The sequence below is a fragment of the Bradyrhizobium commune genome (assembly GCF_015624505.1).
In the GTDB taxonomy this organism is placed as follows: domain Bacteria; phylum Pseudomonadota; class Alphaproteobacteria; order Rhizobiales; family Xanthobacteraceae; genus Bradyrhizobium; species Bradyrhizobium commune.
The window spans coordinates 2,663,339-2,684,793 of record NZ_CP061379.1 but is presented as its reverse complement, the minus strand read 5'-3'; the positions used below and the strand labels follow the sequence as shown (position 1 = coordinate 2,684,793).

Here is a 21,455-nt window from a genome sequence, read left to right as displayed (position 1 = left end):
CAACGGTCAACGCCGGCACTGGCGCCGGCCGATGCCCTCGAATGTAGGTTTTGCCAATTAAGGACTTCTTAAGTATGCGCCCTCAATTCGGCTTTTGCGTCGGCTTGCCGTCGATCTTCGGGAGGTCGCCGGCGGCCGCCGACTGATCCCCGCCGCCATTGGCCCGGCGCGCCATCTCAACCGTCAGCCGCTCGGCGGCTTCCGGCGACATCAGGCCCAGGATGTCGGACATCTTGCGCGGCGCGATCGCCGAGGCGATCTCGATCAGCACGCCCATCTCGAGCCGGTCGAACACCCGCGCGGCGTCCTTGGGCTTCATGCCCTCGTACATGGTGACGAGGCCCTTCATGCGCTGGGCCTCGGCGGCCTTCTGCTCGGCCTGGGTCGCAGAGATGCGGGATTCCACCGCCTTCATCTCCTCGACCTTGTTTTCGATGCGCTTCTCGGCCGACTTCAACAGGCTCTCGCGGATGTCGATCTCGCGCTGCCGGGACTCGATCTCCTGGCGGCGCGCCTGCAACCGTTCCAGGATCGCGCGCTCCGAGGCCGAGACCTGCGGCTGGGCCTCGTCCATCTTGACCGGGGTACCCTCGGGCTTGCTCTCGGGCGCGGCCGGCTTCGGCGCTTCCTTCGGCTCGCCATGGGTCGAGCCGGTGATGTCGGGATCCTCGCGCCCGGTCGGGAAGTTCAGGTTCTCCTGCGCCCACGACTTCTTCACATTGTTCGGCTGGTAGTCGAAGACATAGCCGCCATTGATCACGAGGCCCGCCACCTTCAGCGTGGCGAGACCTGCGACCGCGACCAGGACGACCGGAATGACGCGGATGTTACGAAAGGACTTCATACCCTGACTTTATGCGGCAAGACCGTTGTTGGATCGTCGGCGCTCCGAGAAGGCTTCGGCTGCAGCCGCCACCGCCTTCGCGGCCGAAGGCTTGGCCGCGGGCGCGGCCGCGATTTCCGGATTCGTCACCGGGCGCGCGGCGATCGCGATCTTGGAGAGGCGGCGCACCACGTTGTCGGCTTCGCCGAGCTGCTTGTAGAGCTGGTCGGACATTTGCGTGGCAGCCGCAAGCTGGCTGCCGAGATTCTCGTTGACGTCGCGCACGGCGAGCTTCAGCCCGCCGATTGCGCGCTCGGCGATCTCGGTCGCGGTGATCAGCTCGCCGATCACCGCCTTCAGCGAGTGCTCGTCGGCCTTCAGCCGCGTCAAGCGCTTGTTGAGCAGGATGCAGTAGCCGATCGTGAGCATCAGCAGGATAGCCACCAGCGTCTCGATCGCCATTCCAAGGGAGTGGTTCATGGGGCCTCCATCATCTTGTTCTGCTCATCCACCTTCTCGAACATCGCAAGTGTCGTACTTGGCTTGCGCAGGGGTTTCGTCACGCGGATCGCGACGCGGTCGCCGACCCGGCCCATTCGTCCCTCGGTGATGGTGACGTCGCCGCAGCGCACGGTGACGTTGGCGTCGGCGCGCATTTCGAGCGGCAACGTGTCGCCGACCTTCAGCCGCATCAGCTGCTTGAGCGGAATGTCGGCCTCGTAGAGCACGGCATCGACGGCGATCTCGGCCTGCACGATCTCGGTGGCGAAATGGCCTTCCCAGATCGGGTCGCGGCCGAACTTTTCGCCCATGAACATCTGGAGCAGAACGGCCCGGATCGGTTCGATGGTCGCGTAAGGCAGCAGCAGCTCGATATTGCCGCCGCGATCTTCCATGTCGATGCGCAGGCGCACCAGGATCGCGGCGTTCGCCGGACGGCTGATCGCGGCGAAACGCGGATTGGTCTCGAGCCGGTCGATCGTGAAGGTCACCGGCGACAGCGGCCGGAACGCCTGCTCGGCGTCGGCCAGCACAACCTCCACCAGCCGCTTGACCAGCTCGGTCTCGATCGTGGTGTAGGGCCGGCCCTCGATGCGGAGCTGGCTCGAGCCGCGGCGGCCGCCGAGCAGCACATCGATCATCGAGTAGATCAGGTTGGAATCGACCGTCGCCATGCCGAAGTTTTCCCACTCCTCGGCCTTGAACACCGAGAGCACGGCCGGCAGCGGGATCGAGTTCATGTAGTCGCCGAAGCGCACCGAGGTGATGCGGTCGAGCGAGACTTCGACGTTGTCGGAGGTGAAATTGCGCAAGCTCGTCGTCAGCAACCGCACCAGGCGGTCGAAGACGATTTCGAGCATCGGCAGACGCTCGTAGGAGACCATCGCCGAATCGATGATCGCGCGAATGCCGGAATGGTCGTCGAGCGTGACGTCGCCGACGGTGAAGCCGAGGAGATTGTCGATCTCCTCCTGCGACAGCACCCGCTCGCCACTATTCTTGCCATTGCCGATCTCGCGGCTGCCGTCCTCGACCATGGCCGCCCATTGCAGGGCCATGGTCTCCGATAATTCGTTTTCGGCTGCCGCCTTCGCAGCCTCCGCGGGATCCTCGGAATCGAGCGACGCCTCCCATTGGGCGGCAATCGCATCCTGGTCCATCTGCTCGTTGCCGGCCATGACGCTAGCCCGTACCCTTCCGCGGCATCCTCACTGGAGCACGACTTCCTTGAACAGCACCGCGCTGACCTGGATCGGCGCGACCGCCGCGTTGACGCGCTTGGTCAGCTCCTCCTTGAGACGGAAGATGCCGGCGGAGCCGTTGAGGTCGGAGGAGCGCAGTTCGCGCACATAGGTCTGGAAGATGTCGGTGACGCGCGGCATCGCCGGCTTGATCGCCTCGATCTGCTTCTCTTCCTTCAGCTCCAGGACGATCTTCATCTTGAGGTATTGCACGCGCTCGCCCGGAGCGCCGGCGAGGTTGACCATCATGTCGGGCACGTCGACGAAGACGGGCGGCTTCGGCGGGGGCGCCGCCTCGGCGTGATGCTCGTCGTCGCCGTGACGGAAGAACAGGAACCAGGTCGCGGCACCGCCTCCGAGCACGACCAGCACGCCGACAACGATCAGGATCAGCTTGAACTTGCTCTTCGGGGCAGCGGCCTCCGCGCCTTCGGCGGCCGCGCCGCCTTCCGCTTCATTCTCTGCCATGGTCGATGGGCCCGCTCATCTCAACAAGGATCGAAAGAGCGAAGCCTTCTGGCAGACAGTGACGCGATACAAATGCCCCAGCGCGATGCGCTCCTCTTAAGCGCAAACGCTACGGTAATAATGGTTAACGGAACCTTTCGAACGGGCTCTCGCTAGGAAAAATCTGCCGGGCAAACATGGCTAACAGAACCTTTCTGCCGCCCGGCTGCGCCCCTGAAAAATTGCCAAACCTTTGTAATCGTGTGTTTTTCCGCGTTGGCACGGCTTTCGCTAAGAGAGGGCCGGGACCGAACGGTTTGGGAGAACCTGACGGCCTCGTTCACGGGATCGGCCAAGGCGCTTGGGAGAGCGAAATGGCAGATCTCACTCAGGGGAGATCACCCGATGCAGAACGCGCTTCTGATCGGCTTGTCACGGCAGATGACGCTGGAGCGGCAGATGGATGTCATCGCCAACAACGTCGCCAATGCCAACACCAACGGCTTCAAGGCCGACCATTCGCTGTTCGAGGAGTATCTCAACTCGAACGCGCATGAGGACAATTTCGTCGGCTCCGACCGCCGGGTCTCCTATGTGCAGGACCGCGGCACCTATCGCGACGTCGGCCAGGGGCCGCTGGAGGCGACCAACAACCCGCTCGACATGGCGATCACCGGCAACGCGTTCTTCGCGGTGCAGGCCAATGGCGCCGAGCGCTACACCCGCGACGGCAAATTCACCCTCAGCAGCACCGGCCAGCTCGTCACCTCCGACGGCAACCTCGTGCTCGGCAATTCCGGCCCGATCACCTTCCAGCCGACCGACCACGACATCAACGTCGCCCCCGACGGTACCGTCACCGTGCTCGAGGGCACGGCCAAAATCGACTCGATCCGCGGCAAGATCCGCATGGTGACGTTCGACGATCCGGCCAAGCTCGCCAAGCTCGGCGCCAATCTCTACGGCGCCGGCTCGGCCAACCAGCAGGCCGACGCCAAGTCGACCGTGCAGCAGGGCTACATCGAGAAGTCGAACGTGAATTCGGTCGGCGAGATGAGCCGCATGGTCGAGGTGATGCGCAGCTACACGGCAATTGCCAACCTGCTCCAGCAGCAGAGCGACCTCCACAAATCGGCGATCGAGAAGCTCGCCGACGTTCCGGCCTGATTGAGGGAGAACTGACATGCAGGCGCTTCACACCGCAGCGACCGGAATGGCGGCACAGGAACTGAACGTTCAGGTGATCTCCAACAACATCGCCAACCTCCGCACCACCGGCTTCAAGAAGCAGACCGCGGCGTTCCAGGACCTGATCTACGAGCATGTCCGCCGCGTCGGCGCCCAGGCCTCGGACCAGGGCACCATCCTGCCGGTCGGCGTCGACATCGGCGGCGGCGTCAAGACCGTCGGCACGCCGCGCAGCATGACCCAAGGCACGCTGTCGCAGACCGGCAACGACCTCGACCTCGCGATCTCGGGCGAAGGCTTCTTCAAGATCCTGATGCCCGACGGCACCTACCAGTACACCCGTGACGGCACCTTCCAGATGGACAATCAGGGCCGCGTCGTCACCGCGGGCGGCAACCCGGTGCAGCCCACCATCACCATCCCGAACAACGCCTCGGGCATTACCGTGAGCGAGCAGGGCCAAGTCTCGGTGACGCTGCCGGGCTCGTCGACCTCGTCGATCATCGGCACGATCGGCGTGACCCGCTTCATCAACAAGGCCGGCCTCCAGCCGGTCGGCAGCAACCAGTTCACCGAGACGCCCTCTTCCGGCGCGCCGCAGGACGGAACCGCGAACGCCGAAGGCTATGGCAAGATCACACAAGGCAGCCTCGAACAGGCCAATGTCGACGTCGTCTCAGAGATGAGCGACCTGATCGCCGCGCAACGCGCCTACGAGATGAACGCCAAGGTGATCAGCGCCGCCGACCAGATGATGCAATCGACCACGGCGCTGTTCCGCTGAGGTGATGACAATGATCCGCGCCACGCTCGTCACGATCTCCGCCCTGCTCGCGCTGGCGTTGCCGGCACAGGCCGCCGACGACGGCATCGCCGCCCCGACGCTGCGCGCCAGCGTCACCGTCACCTCGGACGTGGTGCGGGTCGGCGATCTCATCGACAATGCCGGCTCGGCCGGGCTGATCCCGGTCTATCGCTCGCCCGATCTCGGCACCACCGGCGCGCTGCCGGTCGCGCAGGTCTTGTCGGTGCTGCGCGCAAAACAGGTGATCGGCGTGATGACCGGCGACATCAAGGAAGTGTCGGTCACCCGCCTCGCCCGCACGCTCGCCAACAAGGATCTCGAGAACGCGGTCGCCTCCGCGCTCGATCATCGCTTCGGCCTCGGCGATGCCGCCAACATCACCGTCACCTTAGACCGCGGCGTCTCCGACATGCGCCTCGATGCCTCCAACACCGGCGCGCTCCAGGCCGTCTCCACCCGCTACGACGCCCGCAGCGGCCGCTTCGACATCGCCTTCGAGGTCAACAACGACAGCACTACGGCTCCGACCAAGCTGCGCTTCACCGGCACCGCGATCGAGACCGTCGAGGTCGCGGTCCTGACCCGCGACATCGAGCGCACCGAGACGCTGAAATCCTCCGACGTCACGCAGGAGCGTCGCCCCAAGGTCGAAGTGCCTGGCGAGCCCGCCTCGCGCGACCGCGCGGTCGGCATGCAGCTGCGCCGGCCGATGCGCGCTGGCACGCCGATCCGCGCCGCCGACATTGCCAAGCCCGAATTCGTCCAGCGCGACCAGAACGTCACCATCATCTACCAGGTGCCTGGCCTTTATCTCACCACGCGCGGCAAGGCGATCGAGGGCGGCGCCGAGGGCGACACCATCAACGTGCTCAATTTGCAGTCGAAGCGCACGTTGACCGGCGTGGTCACCGGTCGTGGCCAGATCACGGTGGAGGGTGCGAGCCAGTCCGCGCCGACGGCGCCTGCGGTCGAGCAGACCTCTTCGCTGAAGCGCGACGAAGCGCCCGCCCCCGTCGACACCGACGCCCTCGTTCGAAACCTGGTCCAGGCTCCTGCGTCGCCGGCCCAGGTCGCAAAAGCTCAGGTCGCACAAACCCAGATCCCGCAAGTTCGCGTCTCGCAAGCTCAAGCAAAGTCAGAGTAAGTCATGTCCGTTTTCAGTTCGGCTTCCCGTCCCCGTCGCGTCGCGCTTTCCGGCCTGTTGCTCGCAAGCTGCGCGCTGGCAAGCGGCTGCTCCTCGATCGACCGCCTGTCGCAGATCGGCGAGCAACCCAAATTGTCGTCGATCGACAATCCGACGGCGCAGCCCGGCTACAAGCCGGTGCAGATGCCGATGCCGAAGCCGGAAGTCGCCTCCTACAGTCCGAACTCGCTGTGGCGTAGCGGCAGCCGCGCCTTCTTCAAGGATCAGCGCGCGACCCACGTCGGCGACCTCCTGACCGTGACCGTGAACATCACCGACAAGGCCAACATCGCCAACGAGACCCAGCGCAGCCGCACCAATTCGGAAGATTCGGGCGTCACCGACTTCATCGGTTCGAAGACGCTCGGCACGCAGGCCCAGAAGATCCTGCCCGGCCGCATCCTCACCGCCGACTCCACCGCCTCCAGCGACGGCAAGGGCAGCGTGCAGCGCACGGAAGCCTTGCAGACCAACGTCGCCGCGGTCGTCACGCAAGTGCTGCCGAACGGCAACCTCGTCGTCGAAGGCAAGCAGGAGATCCGCGTCAATTACGAGATCCGCGAACTGATCGTCGCCGGCATCGTCCGTCCCGAGGACATCCAGAGCGACAACACCATCGATTCCACCAAGATCGCGCAGGCGCGCATCGCCTATGGCGGCCGCGGCCAGATCATGGACGTGCAGCAACCGCGCTACGGCCAGCAAGTCATGGACGTGCTGCTGCCCTTCTAAGTTTCTTTGAGAGCTCCCACATCGTGTTCGCGAACCTAGGCGCGAACGACGATGTACGACGCGGCCTCCGGTAGCTCCCCTGCCGGAGGCCGCATGTATTTTTGGGGCAGACTCCCAACCACCCGCAACGAGACCTGCTCCTTACTCGCCACTTGCAACCAAATTCGGAGACGCTAAACTTATGAGTATTTTCCAGGACGAAAGATGTTTGGCACCGCATATTCATATCTAGTGGCAGTATTTGGGGGTTACTTTGCTGCGCCTGGCGTCGATGGAGCGGCCCGAGCAATGTCATTGCTGGCGTTTCTAGTTTCGTTGGCGGGTTTGGTGTTTCAAAGGCTCGATAAGCGCTACGAGCGACAACAACTGCGCAAGGCTCGGTTGCCCATCGTCAACGTCGCGCTTGATAAAACCAAAGCGCCAAGGGCGTGGACGATCGAATTCTCGTTCAACAATCGCGCCAATGTACCTATTGAAATCAACTCTATACAGGTGCTGTCGCCCGAGAATCTCTTCCTCTATCAGATCAGAAAGACAACCCGCGGTACGCGAGTGCGAAATGAAGATTCGAGATCGCGAAATTTGTGTCCAAACTTGAATGCGATCGAGATTGAGGACGAGCAAGAGTGGCGCGGAATATTGGCGCCGCACGATCAGAATGTCGCGTTGGACCTTAACGACGATCTCGAGTTGAGCATTGAGGTGGTGTTTAGAGACAACGAACGAACACGGGAGCGAATTACAATTAACCGCCCCTTGTGGCCGGTGGAGGCCAACAATTAGTCCACCTATTTCCGCGGTGCCTTGAATAAGGAGTGCGTGACAATGCTCGGCGAGGAAAGACCCATTTGGGGGATACATATGGGTCGAGACTTCAATACGAGACCCATCGACGAGAGCTTCGTTGCAATCGGTTGGTCTCAGGTTGGCGATCTCGCGCGGATTGCCCGCGATAGAGAAGCGTTCAAGGCGGCAGTAGCGAAGACCTATCCTGACATAAAGCCGGGCGCGATACCCGTCGTTGCCGGAACGCTCTTCAAGTTTGCTTGCGAGATGCGCCCCGGAGACCGGGTCGTCTATCCGTCTAAGATTGATAGGAAGGTAAATCTTGGGCTTCTTGAGGAAGGCTACCAACATAGAGCTGAAGAGGATCTCACTCCGAACGTAAGACGGGTTCGATGGCTAAAGCAGATTGATCGCACTGACTTCTCGCAGAGCGCATTGTATGAGATTGGCTCCGCTGTCACACTCTTTCAGGTGCGAAGCAATGCGGAAGAATTTGTTGCTGCATTCGAGGGCAAGCCGCTGAAAACGGCCGACGTAGACGCAGAGCTACCCGATGGAGCGTCCGACAATGCAGACGAAACGACTGAGGACTTCATTATAAAGCGGCTGAAATCTAATCTGAGCCCATATCAGTTTGAAAAATTTGTCGCTCATCTTCTCGAACGGATGGGATACCGCGCTCGCGTCACCAAGGCGTCGGGGGATGGAGGAGTCGACATCATTGCCCATAAGGATGAACTTGGATTCGAAGGCATAGTGAAAGTACAGTGCAAGCAGACACTTGCAACGATTGGCGAGCCTGAGTTATCGCAGTTGTACGGGCATGTTCAGACTGGGGAGTTCGCACTCTTCGTCTGTTTGGGCACTTATTCGGGTCAGGCTTCGCATTATGCTAGAAACAAGCCCAACATTCGATTGATAGGGCGCGACGATCTTGTGAGGATGGTGACCGATCACTATGAAAAGTTTGAGCCGCGCTACCAAGCATTGCTACCGCTGAAACGCGTATATCTCCCCAGCGTCAAAATCAGCGAAGACGTTTTCGACTGAATGTCTCGCTCATTCAATCGATCCTGAAAAAGTGAGGGCGACTCACCGCAACTTCGTCCGGATTGACAAAGAAAGAATCGTACCAGCACTTTTCTCGCCAATCTTCGACACTCATCACGCCGCATCCGCAACTGCACGTATCTCCAGATGCACACCGGTCTCCTTCTGAAGCGCGTGGATCACTGCCATCAAGTTCTCAGCCGTCGGATTGCCGCGGGGCCCGAACATCCGCATCAGGCTCTTCTGCGGACGATCGAGCACCTCGCTCAGACGTTCGAAACCGATGGTGGCATTGATGTAGGTCCGCAGCGCGGTGCGGCCGTAGTCGACGTCCCCCTGCAACAGGCCCTGCATCGCCTCCAGGAACAGCGCCTCGCGAAAGGCGGGATCGCGCTCCGCCATGGCGCGGACTGTGTCACGAAAACTCCGGGTCAATGGCATCACCTGGTCCTCTGTCCTGCTCTTGACTTGTACTCACGCCAGCGGTGCAGCGCCGCGTCGATATCGTTTTGCTGTCTCTGTTTGGTGCCGCCTCCCAACAGAATGACCAGTAAATTGCCGCTCCAGCCGAAATAGACGCGGTAGCCTGGACCACGATTGATCTTCAGCTCGGCGGCCCCTTCCCCAATGGACTTGACGTTCGACTTGTTGCCGTCGGCCAGCCGCTCGATCGCGACGGCAATCATCACGCGCGCCTGCGGACCAAGTCGTTCGAGCCAATCCCGGAATGGGCTTCGATCGTCGACGATGTATTCTTCGATCTCAATCATTTGGTACCACACTCGTTACCACTTTTCAATTTCAGAATTTTCGGATTTATATAAATTCTTGTTGACACAACCTGATCACGCCATTATGTTCCCGTTTCGTTCTATTCCACAAGAGGGCGTCTCGCGACCGTCACGAAACGAGGAATGGAATGCGGTGGCCGCGACGGCGTCGGCGCGCAAGGTGGGCTTGCAGGGCGGGAAACCGTGAGCAGCAGCACGCGCGATACGACACGGCGCTGACAGCGTCTTTGTGCAGATCTCGATGGTGAGCGCACGCCAGCCATCGAGGGTTCGGCGAAGATGTGCGCGGACGGAGAAGTCGTGTGGTCCTGACGCCCGGGGTCTGTGCGTCAAGTCATGCCGTGATGCGGCGGCCCGACCGGGCACGTGCATCAGCCATCTGCATGGCGACGGGGGCAATAGTGCATCGCTCCCCGGGGAGAGCACGAAGGACACCGTTAAAACCATCCGCGCAGGGAAGGCCGGGATGTCCCGGCGTCACCTGTGGTCCACCCGTGCGCGTTTGATCCGCACACGGGACTTCGGGTGCCAGCCGGCGCCCGGCCTTCCCTGCGCCTTCTGCTTTTGCAGAGGGCGAGACGATTGCAAAACTCGGGCGGAAGATGCCGCGAGAATGCGAAGGTGTGTCTGCAAGTGGGATATAGAAAGAACGAAGTCGTTGCCCCGACCTCTGTCTGATGACGCCCCTCATATCTTTCGTGTCCCGGACGCGCAGCAACGCGTCAGCGTTGTGGCGCAGAGCCGGGACCCAGGAAGCCACACAACTCGCCGCCACATGGGCCCCGGCTCTGCAGCGCACCGCCGAAGAGTCGCTGCGCTACGTCCGGGGCACGAAATCGCTGATTTTGGCGGAGACGACAGATTACGAAAACTCCGCCTCGACCACCCCCAGCCCGTCCAGCTCCATCCGCACCTTGTCGCCGGCCTTCAGCCACAGCGTCTTCACGAGACTGCCTGTCAGCACGAGCTGTCCTGCGTGCAGGCCCTTGCCTTCGGCGGCGAGGTGGTTGGCGAGCCAGGCGAGTGCGTTGTGGGGATGGCCGAGCACGTCGGCGCCGGTGCCGTGGCTGACTTCCTCGCCATTGACGATGGCGCGGCCCTTGACCGATTTCAGGTCCGGCACCGACGAGCGCGGAACGGACGGCCCCAGCACGCAGCCGGCGGCGAAGAAATCGTCGGCGATCAACGTCGGCGCGCCCATCGTCTCCCACTTCACATAGCGGTCGTCGACGATCTCGATCGCGGGATGATAGGCCTCGACGGCCTCGCCGACCCATTCGGCCGTAAACGGCGCTTCGCCGGCGGCGAGGTCGCGCTTGAGCCGGACCGCGATCTCGCATTCGACGCCGACCCGGACATAGTCGGCAGCCGCGAGCTTCACGCCGCTGTCGTGCACGCCCTTCTGGAACACGCCGCCGCCGCAGGGGTGCGGGATGCCGATATAATCCTGCATCACCTGGCTGGTGCAGCCGATCTTGTAGCCGACGAGTGGCCCGACATGCGGCAGCAGGAGGTCATGCAGCGCGCGCTGGACCTGATAGCCCTCGGCCTCGTCGGCCGGGGGATGTTCCAGCGCCGCGAGCGGCGCGTGGTTGCGGCGCGAAAGCGCGATCGCCTTTGCGGCCTCGAGAATGTTGTCCATCGGCGCCGCCTCCCACGCTACGCAATCATGCGCGGCAGTGGAGCATCCCCGCCCGGGCCTGACAAGCACGGGCGGCGTGCGCCATCAGCCCTTGACCAGGCTGAGCCGGATCAGGCTCTCGGCCGTGGCGAGGATCGCGTCGTCATTGGAACGGGCCTGCCAGCCGAGCATGGTCCTCGCCTTGGCGCTGGTCGAATGCCGCACCCTGCCGAGCATCGGCACGACCGCACGCAACAGCGGAATCCGTTTCGCGGCGAGCCGCACCAGCCAGTCCGGCGCCTGGAGCCGCGGAACCCGGCGCGCCTTGGGACCGAGTTCCCGCCGCAGCACCTGGCCGATGTCGAGGATCGACATCGTCTCGCCGGAAACCGCGATGAAACGCTCGCCCTTGGCCTCCGGCGCGGTCATCGCCCGCAGATGCAGATCGGCGACGTCGCGGACGTCGACCACGCCGAAATAGACCCGCGGCACCGCCGGCATGGCGCCGTCGAGCAGGGATTTGACGATCTCGATCGAGCCCGAGAAATCCGGCCCCAGCACGGGACCGAAAATGCCCGCCGGGTTGACCACCGAGAGCTCCAGGCCGCCGCCCTCGCGCGCGACAAAATCCCAGGCTGCCCGCTCGGCCAGCGTCTTGGACTTGATGTAGGGCTGCACGTCGGCGCCATCGAGATTGGTCCAGTCGGTCTCGTCGAACGGTTTTTGTCGCGGCTTGTGGCCGTAGCCGATCGCGCCCAGGGAGGACGTAATGACGACCCGCCTGACGCCGGCATCGCGCGCGGCGCGCAGCACCCGCAGCGTACCGTCGCGCGCCGGGATGATCATCTCGTTCTCGTCGTCGGGCACGCGGGTCGACAGCGGCGAAGCGACATGGAGCACGTAGTCGCAACCCGCGACCGCCTCGCGCCAGCCTGCGTCCCCGGTGAGATCGGCGGTGAAGAGCGACAGGTTGTCCGGCGAAGCCGCCCCGCCCTCACGCAGCATCGCCAGCACGTCGTCCCGCCGGTCGGGCCGGCGCACCGTCGTCCGCACCGTGTGGCCGGCGGCCAGGAGCTGCAGAATGACGTGAATTCCGACGAAGCCCGAGCCGCCGGTGACCAGAACAGTGCTCATTGCCAAATTCCCCTCGAAGCACAGGCCGGAAAATTGGTTCCGCCACAACCCTGCTCAGGCCGCATCTGGTCACTATCTTCCGGGGCACAAGTAGAATGAAATTCGAGACCGGTATGGAAAACCTGACCAGTGCCTGCGAGAGCGACTGCGATTGCGCCCCCGACCCGGCTCTCCTCGCCGACTTCAAGCGCGCCATTCACGCGCTCGGCGGCAAGTGGAAGCTGGAGATCCTAGTCGTGTTGATGAACGGGGCTGTTCGTTTCGGCGCGTTGCGGCGATCGGTCGGCGGCATCACCCAGCACATGCTGACCACACAGCTGCGCGAGCTGGAGCAGGATGGCCTGGTGACGCGCACCGCCTTCGCCGGGAAGCCGTTGCGGGTCGAGTACGAGCTGACGGACGCGGCCTACGGCCAGCTGCCGGCGCTTAAGGAAATATTGAGCTGGTCGCGGCTTTATGGAAACGCGCACCTGGTTGTGACGCATGGGACCTGATTGCAGCGAAACGTGATGCTGCTTGATCTCAATCTCAGCATGCGAGTCGATCCCGTTGATGCGACTCGCAAAACCTCCCGCACCTGAAGTGAAGGCTGTTTCTCATCTGAACTCACCTGAGCTCGGAGGAATCGACTCTAGCGCATTGATCGCGATTCGTTTTTCGCGATCGTGCGCGAGCCGACGCAGGCGGCTGCTGGCCGCAGGCAAAAAGCCGATCGCGGCGCGAAGCTGCGCCTTGAGCTCAAAAACAAAGAGCCGCCAATCGGCGGCTCGGACTCTATTCGTCGCGATAGACCTTCTCGCGTTTCTCGTGGCGCTCCTGCGCCTCCACCGAGAGCGTCGCGATGGGCCGGGCCTCGAGCCGCTTCAAGGAGATCGGCTCGCCGGTGTCCTCGCAATAGCCGTAGGTGTTGTCCTCGATCCGCTGCAGCGCGGCGTCGATCTTGGCGATCAACTTGCGCTGGCGGTCGCGGGCGCGGAGTTCGATGGCACGGTCGGTTTCGGACGAAGCCCGATCAGCGAGATCGGGGTGGTTCACGTTCTCCTCCTGCAAAGCCTGCAGGGTGAGCTTGGACTCTTTGAGGATCTCATCCTTCCAGGCGAGGAGCTTCAAACGGAAGTACTCCTTCTGCCGGTCGTTCATGAAAGGCTCTTTTTCGGTCGGTCGGTAGTTTTTCAACTTTTCCAAGGGCGGCCTATCTTCTTAAGCAACGACTCGCGAACGGAACGGGGTCCGTTGAGCCGGGGCTTATATAGCTACCCCTTGTGACAGACAATATTTCCTTAATGGCGCAGTTACCGCCCCCAAGCCCTTGCACAGGAAGGTTTATCCGGGAGGCCCCCGGGGGCGGCCTTTAGCCTAGTAGCCGACCGTGAAACGCTGCCGCAAATGGGCCGGCCGCTCGATCTCGTCAGCCAGCGCAATGGCGTAGTCGGCGAAGCTGATCCAGCTCTTGCCGTTCGCATCTGCGAGAAGCTGGTCGGTCCCGAGCCGGAACTTGCCCGTCCGTTCCCCCTCGATGAACAGCGCCGACGGCGAGATGAAGGTCCAGTTCAGGTCCTTTTCCTGCCGCAGCAGGTCGAGAAACGCGGAGCCCGCCTCGGCCTCGGCCTTGTATTGGGCCGGAAAACCGGGGGTTGTGACCAGTTTGACACCGGGAGCGACCTCCAGGCTGCCGGCGCCGCCGACCACGAGATAGCGACCCACCCCGGACGCCTTGGCCGCCGCAAGCAGCTTGTGTGCATCGCTGGCCAGGAAGTGCACGGAACTGACGGCGGCGTCATGCCCGGCCCACAGCTTGGCGAGGCCGGCCTGGTCGAGCACGTCGCCCTTGGTCGGCACGACATTGGGCAGGCTTGCGATCTTCTCCGGGTTCCGCGCGATGGCGGTGACGCTGTGGCCGCGACGGGACAGTTCCTTGGCGATCTCCGAACCGGCCCGGCCCGAGGCACCGGCAACTGCGATTTTCATGGAAGGCTCCTTTGCTTCGATAGTAACTATCAGTAACTAGATATCGCAAGGAATGCTGGTGTTAAGAGAGCACTTTGTGCTTACCTGATTACACAGGGGTAACCGGAACGGAGCATGAGGGACGGAGATGAAACCCAACGTCTATTCGGCGGATTGTCCGACCCGCCAGATCCTCGATCGTGTCGGCGACAAATGGGCGGTGCTGATCCTGTTGCTGCTGCGCGAGGAGCCGATGCGCTTCAATCAGTTGCGCCGCACGATTGAAGGTATCTCGCAGAAGATGCTGAGCCAGGTTCTCAAGTCGCTTGAACGCGACGGCCTGATCAAGCGCCGCGCCATCGCGACTGTGCCGGTGACGGTCGAATACTCGATCACGCAGCTCGGCCTGACACTCGCCGCCGCGGTCGATCCGTTGCGCGATTGGGCCGAGGAGAATCTGAAGGACGTGCTCGCCGCCCAGCGCCGCTACGATGCTCAGCAGAAGGAGGAAGCGGCGTAAGGCGCTACGCCTGGCCGGCCTTCGCCAGCTCGACCTCGACGCGCAGCTCGATCTCGGAGAGCACGGCATCAAGGCCGGAATCGCCGGAGGAGGATTTCAGGTTCGCCGCGGCATCCCGCAGCCGCAACACCGTGGAGGCGTCGAGATTGCCGGACAGAAGTCCCATCTTGAGATCGTCGAGCACGTCGAGCGCGGACTTGCCGCGGGCAACCGAACGCTTGCGCCGTTCGACCGGATCTTCCTCGATGCCTTGCAGCGCGAGCAGCCCGTCGATGTTGGCGGCGGCCTTCGGGGCACCGGCCGCACGCGTCTCCTGCGTCGACGAGGTGTCGGGCAGCACGAAGGTGCCGGAGCTCGTTCGCCTGGCCTGGCTGGCCGGCGTTCCAAGCGTGGTGCCGTTCGGTCCGTAGATGCGCATCGAAGCAATCCGGGTGATCGATCGCGGGAGCTTCACCGCTTTATGGTTAACGACGCGTAAACGGCCCGGCAAAATCTGCCGGGACGCGGCAGTTTCGCTCCTCAAGGCGGACGCGCTCTGGCGTCGATCGAAAGAGATTTATTCAACCTATTCAATCGCCTAACCCCGCTGCCCCGGGTTGGCACAGCGCTCGCAAGGACAGCGCCGGACCAGCTCGTCATGGGAGTGTCGTTCGGGTCCTTCGATTTGAGGAGCCTCGGGGAGCAGAGGATGCCAGGCGTTCGTTGGGTGAGGATTCTTGGGTGGGCCTGCGCCGCGCTGTCAGCGCTGGCGTTGTCGGTCGCGTCCGCAAACGCGACCTCGCGCATCAAGGATCTCGCCAATATCGAAGGCGTGCGGCAGAACCAGCTGATCGGCTACGGCCTCGTCGTCGGCCTCAACGGCACCGGCGACACCCTCAACAACATCCCCTTCACCAAGCAGTCGCTGCAAGCGATGCTCGAGCGCATGGGCGTCAACATCCGCGGCGCCACCATCCGCACCGGCAACGTCGCCGCCGTGATGGTGACCGGCAATCTGCCGGCCTTCGCGACGCAAGGCACGCGCATGGACGTCACCGTGTCCGCGCTCGGCGACGCCAAGGATTTGCGCGGCGGCACCCTGCTCGTCACCCCCCTCCTCGGCGCCGACGGCAACGTCTATTCGGTGGCGCAGGGCTCGCTCGCGATCTCCGGCTTCCAGGCCGAGGGCGAAGCGGCGAAAATCGTGCGCGGCGTTCCGACCGTGGGCCGCATCGCCAACGGCGCCATCATCGAGCGCGAGATCGAGTTCGCGCTCAATCGCCTCCCGAACGTGCGGCTGGCGCTGCGCAACGCCGACTTCACCACCGCAAAGCGGATCGCAGCCGCGATCAACGACTATCTCGGCGTCAAGAGCGCCGAGCCGATCGATCCCTCGACGGTGCAGCTCACGATCCCGCCCGAGTTCAAGGGCAACGTCGTGGCCTTCCTGACCGAGATCGAGCAGCTCCAGGTCGATCCGGATCTCGCCGCCAAGATCGTCATCGACGAACGCTCGGGCATCATCGTGATGGGCCGCGACGTCCGCGTCGCCACCGTCGCGGTCGCGCAGGGCAACCTCACGGTCACGATCTCAGAGAGCCCGCAGGTGAGCCAGCCCAACCCGCTGTCGCGGGGCCGGACCGTGGTCACACCGCGCTCCAGCGTCGGCGTCACCGAGGACGGCAAGAAGTTCGCCGTCGTCAAGGACGGCGTCTCGCTCCAGCAGCTCGTCGACGGTCTCAACGGCCTCGGCATCGGCCCGCGCGACCTGATCAGCATCCTTCAGGCGATCAAGGCCGCCGGCGCGATCGAAGCCGACATCGAGGTGATGTGATGCAGATCGGCACGACCGCCTCCAGCCCTGTCGTCAACCCTGCCTTCTCGGTGGAGAGCCGCAACGGACGGCCCGACTTCGAACTCGCCGCCGCGCTTCAGAAAGTCTCGCCGCAGCAGCAGACCAAGGCGCAGAAGACCGCCACCGATTTCGAGGCGATGTTCCTCAACAGCATGTTCTCGCAGATGACCTCGGGCCTGAAGGGCGAAGGCCCGTTCGGCGACACGCCCGGCACCGGCGTGTGGCGTTCGATGCTGACCGAGCAATATTCCAAGAACTTCGCCAACGCCGGTGGCGTCGGTGTCGCACGCGACGTCTACCGTACCCTGATCATGCAGCAGGCGAAAACCACTCTCCGTACGGCATAAGGTCAAACGAGATGAACCACTTCAACGCGTCACGTCGGCCGATGCCAGGGCAACGCCCGAACAACTCACCCGGCAGCACCGAGGCGCGCAAGCTCGCCGAGGACCTGATGGACGCGATGAGCGCCTTGCTTGGCCTGATCGAGCGCGAGACCGAGCTCGTCCGGGCCGGCAAGGTTCGCGAGGCAATGACGCTGGAGAGCCAGAAGCAGGAGCTGTCGCGGCGCTATGTCGGCGCCGTCAGCCAGTTGAAGGCCAGCCAGGCCCAGCTTTCGAAATCCGCGCCCGAGCTGCTCTCGACGTTGCATCGGCACCACGACGCGTTCCGCGCCATGCTCCAGGTCAATCTCACCGTGCTCGCGACCGCGCATGCGGTCTCCGAGAGTGTTGTGCGCGGCGTCAACGCCGAGATCCAGAAGCGCAACGTGCCGAACACCTATACGGCCGCGGGACGCCGCGCCACGCCGGGCCCGCGTCACATCACCCCGCTCGCGGTCAGCCGCTCGCTCTGAGCGCGCGCGAAGATCATCTTCAATTTTAAGAAAAACCGCGCGGCGATATCGTCGCGCGGTTAGTCACGTTTCCTTACCGGGTCTTCAATCCTGGTGTTCCATGGTTGCGTATTGAGAGGGGTTGGGATTTGACTCACGTGAGGCAACCAGGAGGCTGCCATGAGTACAGATTTCAGCATCAGGCCGGTGGGGATACCGGCCCCCGTGCAGATCATAACGACGTCGAACTCGGCGGCGAACGATGCCGTGCAAACCGATTTGCCGGTGAGCCAGACCGTCGCCGCCGGCGACGCGAGCGCAGCTGCCCGCAATAGCGCGCAGAACAGCGATTTGCGGAGCAACGAGAACATCTCGCGCCAGGTCGTGTTCGACCAGGCGGCAGCATCCTTCGTCTTCCAGGTCGTCAACGACAAGACCGACTCGGTGGTGAACCAGTTTCCGGACGAGGCGATGCTACGCCGTCGCGCCTATTTCCATGCACTGGATCTGAAGTCCGAACCCTCGCGTCCGCTCAATACGGACCTTAGCGCCTGAGGCGTCCGTCGATCAGGTGTCGAGCGTGGCGACTGCGGTGTCGAGATAGGTCGAGCCGGTCGCGGGATCGGTGACGACGTTCTTGATCTGCGCCTTGCCGGTATCCGTCAGCGTAAACTTCGTATTTCCAAAGCGAAACGAGGAGTCCTTGATCAGCACCTGCTGGTACTGGGATGTACCACCGCTCTGATAATGGACCTGCGCGCGGAATCCGTTGACCTGCGAGACGTTCAGCGAAAACGTCTTGCCGTCGGGATAGGTGCCGGTCCAGTTGCCCTGGTAGAGCGTGGAATCGACCGGGACGTATTTGGACGAGCCCGTCGTATTTGAGAGAACGTTCGACTTATACGCGGTCGACAGGATGCTCATAATGTCGGCCATGACAAGTCTCCGTCACGGCCGGCCGGATAGCCCGGCGGCAATATTGCGATTGATCTCGATCAGCGGGCGGAAATGATCGAACTGCGGGCTCATCTGGAGCGCCGCGGTCTGGCTCAGCACGAACACGCTGATGTTGGCGATCTTCTGCCGCACGTCGAGCGGCTGCGGATTGTTGTCGCGCATCGCCTCGCTCAGGAAGATCGTCCAGAGCTTGCGGTTGAACATCAGGGCCTGCGTGGTCTGCTCGCTGAATGGGTCAGCGCTGTTGACCGCGTCCTGGAGCTTGTTCGCCGCCTTCAGCAGGGTCTGCGCCTCGACATCCCGAGGAGATGCGGTGGTCGTAGCAACACGCGCGTAAGCCGAGGCAGCAGAATTCGACATCAATCACACCTTGGAAGCTTCCTAGCCCGTTGAACAGGCTTAAGGATTTCTTTCCCAACCCTAGGCGGCACCGCTTAAGATTTGCTTACATGTGCGCTTCGGAGCACTCCGGAATATTACGGGTCGCGGAGTCCTTCGATAGCGAGACGCTAGATGCGCAAGCGCGAGCTGTAAACTCGCTTTGCATCACGCGCGTCGATCGCGGCTAATCTTGTCTTAGCAATCTCATTCAAAAGAACGGCGGAGCCTTAGCCCCGCCGCGATATCTCGAGATTCGACGCTGCGCTGCGAGATTAGCGGAGCAACTGGAGCACGCTCTGCTGCGACTGGTTGGCGAGCGACAGCGCGGACACCGCGATCGACTGGCGGGTCGACAGCGCCTGGCTGTTGGCCGCCTCTTCATTGGTGTCGGCGAGCGTCAGGTTTGACGAGCCGGTCTGGAGCACGTTGATCAGGTTCTTCGAGAAGTCCTGGCGTACCTGCACGATCGACAGGTTCGAGCCGAGCGATGAACCCTCCGAGCGCAGCGTGCTCGAGGCCGCATTCAGGCTGGCGAGCACCTTGTTGGTCGCGCCGTTGTCGATGAAGTCCGTGCCGGGGACGAGATTGCTGAGCCCGAGACCCGCCGAGTTGAACACCACGCCGTTGATGCTGAGCGTGGAGCTGCCGGTCTCGTTGAAGACCAGCTTCAGCGTATCGCCGTTGAGCAAATTGACGCCGTTGAAGGACGAGTCCTGCGACGTGGTGTCGATCTGCGCCAGGATGTTGTTGAACTGGCTGACCAGGCTCGAGCGCGCCGTCTGCGCGACCGGGTCCTGGACCGGCGGCTGCGCCGTGGTGAAGGCAAGCACGCTGGTGAGCGTACCGCCGACCGCGCCGCCCGCAGTCGACGAACCGAGGGTCGAGGACGCGTATTCGTTGACGGTGGTCACCGTCAGCACGCCGTTGGCATCGATCGTCGCCGTCAGGTGGTTGGCCTGGAGCTGGACATTGAGCTGATCCAGCGTCTTGACCGTGCCGTTGGTGCCGTCGCCGAATGTGACGTTGACCGGCGTGCCGCCGTTGAAGGAGGTGAAGGTCAGGGTCTTGCCGCTGACGCCGCCGACGCCGGAGGTGCGCGCCGCGCTGAAGGCGGTCGCCGTTCCGGTGTTGCCGCTAAGGCCGAAGGCGCTGAGCGCATTGCCCGTACCGGTGATCGAGAGATCGGCATTGATGCCGGTCGAGATCGACAACTGGCCGCTGGAATTGACCGACGACGGAATCTGGCCCGCGGTGGTCGAGAGCGTTGCGGCGCCATTGAAGAGGCTCGCGGTCTTCACCCCGGTCGCAAGATCGATCGAATTGAGCAGGTCGGTGAGCGTCGCGCTCTGAATGTAGACCGTCGAGTTGCCGTTGCCGTCGGTGACGACGTTGCCGTTGACGCCATAGCCGGAGGCCACGCTTGCCGCCGATTGCGGCGTCTGCGCGTTCTTGAAGGTGATGGTGTGGCCGTCGACGTTCAGCGTCGAGCCGTCCTGGACCAGGGAGCCCAGCGAGCCGGCGGTCGTCGATCGGCCAGCGGTGACGTTGGCATTGCCCGCGCCGGTCGCCGACGTCAGGCCGAGCGCATTGAGGAAGTCCGCCTTGCCCGTCACGCTCAGATCGGCGCCGGTCGAGCTCTTCAACGTGACGACACCACCTGCCGAAATCGACGAAGGAGCCTGGGCGGTGCCGACGGTCGCACCGCTCGTCGCGATGGTCGCCGCGCCCGCGCTGATTGTCGCGCTCTTGACGCCGCTGGCCAGATCGATCGCGGTCAGGACATCGTTGACCGTCGCCTTGGGTACCGCCGCCGTTCCCTCATAGACGATCGAGTTGCCGTTGCCGTCGGTGGCGATGTGACCGGTGGCGTCGAGGCCCCAGCCGGTTGGCTGCGTCGTCGGAGCATTACCGGTGCGGAACGTGACGGTCTTGCCGTTCACCGTGATCGTGTCGCCGTCCGCCGGCGGCGTGGTGAAGGTGGTCGATGTCGTCGTGCCGAGCAGCGTGTCGGTGCCGATCAGCGCGGTGCTGGCGTCGGCGGCCTTCACCGCAACGCCGGTCAAGGTGCCGGCGGTCGAGCCCAGCGAGGCGCCGAGCGCTGCGGCCGCCGTCACCGGGGTCACGCCACCGGGCGCGCCGGTATAGAGCACGTTGCTGTTGGCGGTCGCGCTCGCATAGGACGTCGTGCCGCGCAGATCCGCCGGCGTCGCGCCGGGGATCGTGGTCGAAACGTTGGACTTGGTGGAGTAGCCGACCGTGGTCTGGAGCGCCTGGTTGGCGATCGACTTCGCACTGTCGATCAGCTTCTGGAGCGAGGTGATGCCGGTGTTGGCGGCCTGGAGTACCTGCACACCGTTGTTGATGCCGTCGAGCAGGTTGCTGATGTCGCTCGCCCGGTTGTCCAGCCCCTGCGCCGTGAAGAAGTTGGTGGGATTGTCGAGCGCGGTGTTCACCTTCTTGCCGGTCGACAACCGCTCCTGCGTCGTGGCCAGCAAATCGGCCGTCGACTGCAGCGACAACAGGTTCTGGCGAACTGACGCCGAGAGAACGATGTTGGACATTGGCGAGACTTCCTCTTGAACCGGATACGAATCGGCCGCGCGGTCTGGAAAGCGGGCTTTTGTCCAGTCTTAGGGGCTGTCCTTTAAAGTATGGTTAACGGCGGTTTAAGAGACAGGG

General features: G+C 63.2%; 26 protein-coding genes. 12 read left to right on the top strand and 14 right to left on the bottom strand.

The window, feature by feature from the left end; all coding sequences use genetic code 11:
• Positions 1-82: 82 nt before the first annotated feature.
• The 4 genes from IC761_RS12560 to fliL are packed head-to-tail and all read right to left on the bottom strand — an operon-like array spanning position 83 to position 3,033.
• Positions 83-844: a MotE family protein gene (locus tag IC761_RS12560; RefSeq protein ID WP_195803551.1), complete on the bottom strand. Its 762-nt coding sequence runs from the start codon at positions 842-844 to the stop codon at positions 83-85.
• Positions 845-853: 9 nt separating this feature from the next.
• On the bottom strand, positions 854-1,303 hold the full coding sequence (locus IC761_RS12555; RefSeq protein WP_195803550.1) for a DUF6468 domain-containing protein: 450 nt from the start codon (positions 1,301-1,303) through the stop codon (positions 854-856).
• The gene (gene fliM, locus IC761_RS12550) at positions 1,300-2,502 is read right to left on the bottom strand and encodes a flagellar motor switch protein FliM (protein WP_195803549.1); all 1,203 of its coding nucleotides are present in this window, start codon (positions 2,500-2,502) and stop codon (positions 1,300-1,302) included. The genes IC761_RS12555 and fliM overlap by 4 nt, the downstream gene beginning before the upstream one ends.
• A 30-nt stretch (positions 2,503-2,532) precedes the next feature.
• Positions 2,533-3,033, bottom strand: coding sequence for a flagellar basal body-associated protein FliL (fliL, locus tag IC761_RS12545; protein ID WP_195803548.1), 501 nt, complete (start codon positions 3,031-3,033; stop codon positions 2,533-2,535).
• A 384-nt stretch (positions 3,034-3,417) separates the two neighbouring features.
• Between fliL and flgF the strand changes: the two genes are divergently transcribed.
• From flgF to IC761_RS12515, 6 genes are all read left to right on the top strand, one after another.
• Positions 3,418-4,179, top strand: coding sequence for a flagellar basal-body rod protein FlgF (gene flgF / locus IC761_RS12540; RefSeq protein ID WP_195803547.1), 762 nt, complete (start codon positions 3,418-3,420; stop codon positions 4,177-4,179).
• 16 nt (positions 4,180-4,195) lie between these two features.
• Complete coding sequence (gene flgG, locus IC761_RS12535) at positions 4,196-4,984, top strand: flagellar basal-body rod protein FlgG (protein ID WP_195803546.1); 789 nt, start codon at positions 4,196-4,198, stop codon at positions 4,982-4,984.
• Positions 4,985-4,994: 10 nt separating this feature from the next.
• Positions 4,995-6,149 (top strand): flagellar basal body P-ring formation chaperone FlgA, encoded by a 1,155-nt coding sequence (flgA, locus tag IC761_RS12530; protein WP_195803545.1) that lies wholly within the window; start codon positions 4,995-4,997, stop codon positions 6,147-6,149.
• A 3-nt stretch (positions 6,150-6,152) separates the two neighbouring features.
• Entirely contained in the window at positions 6,153-6,920 is a 768-nt protein-coding gene (gene flgH, locus IC761_RS12525; protein WP_195803544.1) for a flagellar basal body L-ring protein FlgH, read from the top strand.
• A gap of 204 nt (positions 6,921-7,124) precedes the next feature.
• Entirely contained in the window at positions 7,125-7,703 is a 579-nt protein-coding gene (locus IC761_RS12520) for a hypothetical protein (RefSeq protein WP_195803543.1), read from the top strand.
• Between the two features lie 42 nt (positions 7,704-7,745).
• Positions 7,746-8,756, top strand: a complete 1,011-nt coding sequence (locus IC761_RS12515) for a restriction endonuclease (RefSeq protein WP_195803542.1) — start codon at positions 7,746-7,748, stop codon at positions 8,754-8,756.
• A gap of 114 nt (positions 8,757-8,870) precedes the next feature.
• Here IC761_RS12515 and IC761_RS12510 read toward each other — a convergent pair whose 3' ends face one another.
• The 4 genes from IC761_RS12510 to IC761_RS12495 form a co-directional block, all read right to left on the bottom strand.
• Complete coding sequence (locus tag IC761_RS12510) at positions 8,871-9,197, bottom strand: helix-turn-helix domain-containing transcriptional regulator (protein WP_038971603.1); 327 nt, start codon at positions 9,195-9,197, stop codon at positions 8,871-8,873.
• Positions 9,197-9,526 carry a type II toxin-antitoxin system RelE/ParE family toxin gene (locus IC761_RS12505; RefSeq protein ID WP_195803541.1) on the bottom strand — a complete coding sequence of 110 codons (330 nt, stop codon included), beginning with the start codon at positions 9,524-9,526 and terminating at the stop codon, positions 9,197-9,199. Before IC761_RS12505 ends, IC761_RS12510 begins: the two co-directional genes overlap by 1 nt.
• A gap of 883 nt (positions 9,527-10,409) precedes the next feature.
• A complete protein-coding gene (locus IC761_RS12500; protein WP_195803540.1) occupies positions 10,410-11,189 on the bottom strand; it encodes a 2-keto-4-pentenoate hydratase in 780 nt (259 codons plus the stop codon).
• Positions 11,190-11,273: 84 nt separating this feature from the next.
• Positions 11,274-12,302, bottom strand: a complete 1,029-nt coding sequence (locus IC761_RS12495; protein ID WP_195803539.1) for an SDR family oxidoreductase — start codon at positions 12,300-12,302, stop codon at positions 11,274-11,276.
• A gap of 95 nt (positions 12,303-12,397) precedes the next feature.
• On the opposite strand from IC761_RS12495, the gene IC761_RS12490 reads away from it, so the two are divergent.
• Positions 12,398-12,796: a winged helix-turn-helix transcriptional regulator gene (locus tag IC761_RS12490; protein WP_195803538.1), complete on the top strand. Its 399-nt coding sequence runs from the start codon at positions 12,398-12,400 to the stop codon at positions 12,794-12,796.
• Positions 12,797-13,076: 280 nt separating this feature from the next.
• Here the strand turns inward: IC761_RS12490 and dksA are convergent, their stop codons facing one another.
• The gene (dksA, locus tag IC761_RS12485; protein WP_008554760.1) at positions 13,077-13,442 is read right to left on the bottom strand and encodes an RNA polymerase-binding protein DksA; all 366 of its coding nucleotides are present in this window, start codon (positions 13,440-13,442) and stop codon (positions 13,077-13,079) included.
• A gap of 216 nt (positions 13,443-13,658) precedes the next feature.
• On the bottom strand, positions 13,659-14,270 hold the full coding sequence (locus tag IC761_RS12480) for an NAD(P)-dependent oxidoreductase (protein WP_195803537.1): 612 nt from the start codon (positions 14,268-14,270) through the stop codon (positions 13,659-13,661).
• Positions 14,271-14,397: 127 nt separating this feature from the next.
• Here IC761_RS12480 and IC761_RS12475 point away from each other — a divergent pair, with 127 nt between their 5' ends.
• On the top strand, positions 14,398-14,769 hold the full coding sequence (locus IC761_RS12475; RefSeq protein WP_195803536.1) for a winged helix-turn-helix transcriptional regulator: 372 nt from the start codon (positions 14,398-14,400) through the stop codon (positions 14,767-14,769).
• A 4-nt stretch (positions 14,770-14,773) separates the two neighbouring features.
• Here the strand turns inward: IC761_RS12475 and IC761_RS12470 are convergent, their stop codons facing one another.
• On the bottom strand, positions 14,774-15,187 hold the full coding sequence (locus IC761_RS12470) for a flagellar assembly protein FliX (RefSeq protein ID WP_195803535.1): 414 nt from the start codon (positions 15,185-15,187) through the stop codon (positions 14,774-14,776).
• A 270-nt stretch (positions 15,188-15,457) separates the two neighbouring features.
• On the opposite strand from IC761_RS12470, the gene IC761_RS12465 reads away from it, so the two are divergent.
• From IC761_RS12465 to IC761_RS12450, 4 genes are all read left to right on the top strand, one after another.
• A complete protein-coding gene (locus IC761_RS12465; protein ID WP_195803534.1) occupies positions 15,458-16,582 on the top strand; it encodes a flagellar basal body P-ring protein FlgI in 1,125 nt (374 codons plus the stop codon).
• Entirely contained in the window at positions 16,582-16,950 is a 369-nt protein-coding gene (gene flgJ / locus IC761_RS12460) for a flagellar assembly peptidoglycan hydrolase FlgJ (RefSeq protein WP_195803533.1), read from the top strand. Before IC761_RS12465 ends, flgJ begins: the two co-directional genes overlap by 1 nt.
• An 11-nt stretch (positions 16,951-16,961) precedes the next feature.
• A complete protein-coding gene (locus IC761_RS12455) occupies positions 16,962-17,459 on the top strand; it encodes a hypothetical protein (protein ID WP_195803532.1) in 498 nt (165 codons plus the stop codon).
• Between the two features lie 159 nt (positions 17,460-17,618).
• Positions 17,619-17,993, top strand: a complete 375-nt coding sequence (locus tag IC761_RS12450; protein WP_195803531.1) for a hypothetical protein — start codon at positions 17,619-17,621, stop codon at positions 17,991-17,993.
• Positions 17,994-18,005: 12 nt separating this feature from the next.
• On the opposite strand, the gene IC761_RS12445 is transcribed toward IC761_RS12450, so the two are convergent.
• The 3 genes from IC761_RS12445 to IC761_RS12435 form a co-directional block, all read right to left on the bottom strand.
• The gene (locus tag IC761_RS12445; RefSeq protein ID WP_195803530.1) at positions 18,006-18,374 is read right to left on the bottom strand and encodes a hypothetical protein; all 369 of its coding nucleotides are present in this window, start codon (positions 18,372-18,374) and stop codon (positions 18,006-18,008) included.
• Positions 18,375-18,386: 12 nt separating this feature from the next.
• A complete protein-coding gene (gene flaF / locus IC761_RS12440; RefSeq protein WP_195803529.1) occupies positions 18,387-18,755 on the bottom strand; it encodes a flagellar biosynthesis regulator FlaF in 369 nt (122 codons plus the stop codon).
• A gap of 293 nt (positions 18,756-19,048) precedes the next feature.
• Positions 19,049-21,337: a DUF1522 domain-containing protein gene (locus IC761_RS12435; protein ID WP_195803528.1), complete on the bottom strand. Its 2,289-nt coding sequence runs from the start codon at positions 21,335-21,337 to the stop codon at positions 19,049-19,051.
• Positions 21,338-21,455: the final 118 nt, after the last annotated feature.

Coding starts and splice junctions, on each gene's coding strand:
- IC761_RS12560 (WP_195803551.1), bottom strand. CDS start 844: ATGAAGTCCTTTCGTAACATCCGCGTCATTCCGGTCGTCCTGGTCGCG.
- IC761_RS12555 (WP_195803550.1), bottom strand. CDS start 1,303: ATGAACCACTCCCTTGGAATGGCGATCGAGACGCTGGTGGCTATCCTG.
- fliM (WP_195803549.1), bottom strand. CDS start 2,502: ATGGCCGGCAACGAGCAGATGGACCAGGATGCGATTGCCGCCCAATGG.
- fliL (WP_195803548.1), bottom strand. CDS start 3,033: ATGGCAGAGAATGAAGCGGAAGGCGGCGCGGCCGCCGAAGGCGCGGAG.
- flgF (WP_195803547.1), top strand. CDS start 3,418: ATGCAGAACGCGCTTCTGATCGGCTTGTCACGGCAGATGACGCTGGAG.
- flgG (WP_195803546.1), top strand. CDS start 4,196: ATGCAGGCGCTTCACACCGCAGCGACCGGAATGGCGGCACAGGAACTG.
- flgA (WP_195803545.1), top strand. CDS start 4,995: ATGATCCGCGCCACGCTCGTCACGATCTCCGCCCTGCTCGCGCTGGCG.
- flgH (WP_195803544.1), top strand. CDS start 6,153: ATGTCCGTTTTCAGTTCGGCTTCCCGTCCCCGTCGCGTCGCGCTTTCC.
- IC761_RS12520 (WP_195803543.1), top strand. CDS start 7,125: ATGTTTGGCACCGCATATTCATATCTAGTGGCAGTATTTGGGGGTTAC.
- IC761_RS12515 (WP_195803542.1), top strand. CDS start 7,746: ATGCTCGGCGAGGAAAGACCCATTTGGGGGATACATATGGGTCGAGAC.
- IC761_RS12510 (WP_038971603.1), bottom strand. CDS start 9,197: ATGCCATTGACCCGGAGTTTTCGTGACACAGTCCGCGCCATGGCGGAG.
- IC761_RS12505 (WP_195803541.1), bottom strand. CDS start 9,526: ATGATTGAGATCGAAGAATACATCGTCGACGATCGAAGCCCATTCCGG.
- IC761_RS12500 (WP_195803540.1), bottom strand. CDS start 11,189: ATGGACAACATTCTCGAGGCCGCAAAGGCGATCGCGCTTTCGCGCCGC.
- IC761_RS12495 (WP_195803539.1), bottom strand. CDS start 12,302: ATGAGCACTGTTCTGGTCACCGGCGGCTCGGGCTTCGTCGGAATTCAC.
- IC761_RS12490 (WP_195803538.1), top strand. CDS start 12,398: ATGAAATTCGAGACCGGTATGGAAAACCTGACCAGTGCCTGCGAGAGC.
- dksA (WP_008554760.1), bottom strand. CDS start 13,442: ATGAACGACCGGCAGAAGGAGTACTTCCGTTTGAAGCTCCTCGCCTGG.
- IC761_RS12480 (WP_195803537.1), bottom strand. CDS start 14,270: ATGAAAATCGCAGTTGCCGGTGCCTCGGGCCGGGCCGGTTCGGAGATC.
- IC761_RS12475 (WP_195803536.1), top strand. CDS start 14,398: ATGAAACCCAACGTCTATTCGGCGGATTGTCCGACCCGCCAGATCCTC.
- IC761_RS12470 (WP_195803535.1), bottom strand. CDS start 15,187: ATGCGCATCTACGGACCGAACGGCACCACGCTTGGAACGCCGGCCAGC.
- IC761_RS12465 (WP_195803534.1), top strand. CDS start 15,458: ATGCCAGGCGTTCGTTGGGTGAGGATTCTTGGGTGGGCCTGCGCCGCG.
- flgJ (WP_195803533.1), top strand. CDS start 16,582: ATGCAGATCGGCACGACCGCCTCCAGCCCTGTCGTCAACCCTGCCTTC.
- IC761_RS12455 (WP_195803532.1), top strand. CDS start 16,962: ATGAACCACTTCAACGCGTCACGTCGGCCGATGCCAGGGCAACGCCCG.
- IC761_RS12450 (WP_195803531.1), top strand. CDS start 17,619: ATGAGTACAGATTTCAGCATCAGGCCGGTGGGGATACCGGCCCCCGTG.
- IC761_RS12445 (WP_195803530.1), bottom strand. CDS start 18,374: ATGGCCGACATTATGAGCATCCTGTCGACCGCGTATAAGTCGAACGTT.
- flaF (WP_195803529.1), bottom strand. CDS start 18,755: ATGTCGAATTCTGCTGCCTCGGCTTACGCGCGTGTTGCTACGACCACC.
- IC761_RS12435 (WP_195803528.1), bottom strand. CDS start 21,337: ATGTCCAACATCGTTCTCTCGGCGTCAGTTCGCCAGAACCTGTTGTCG.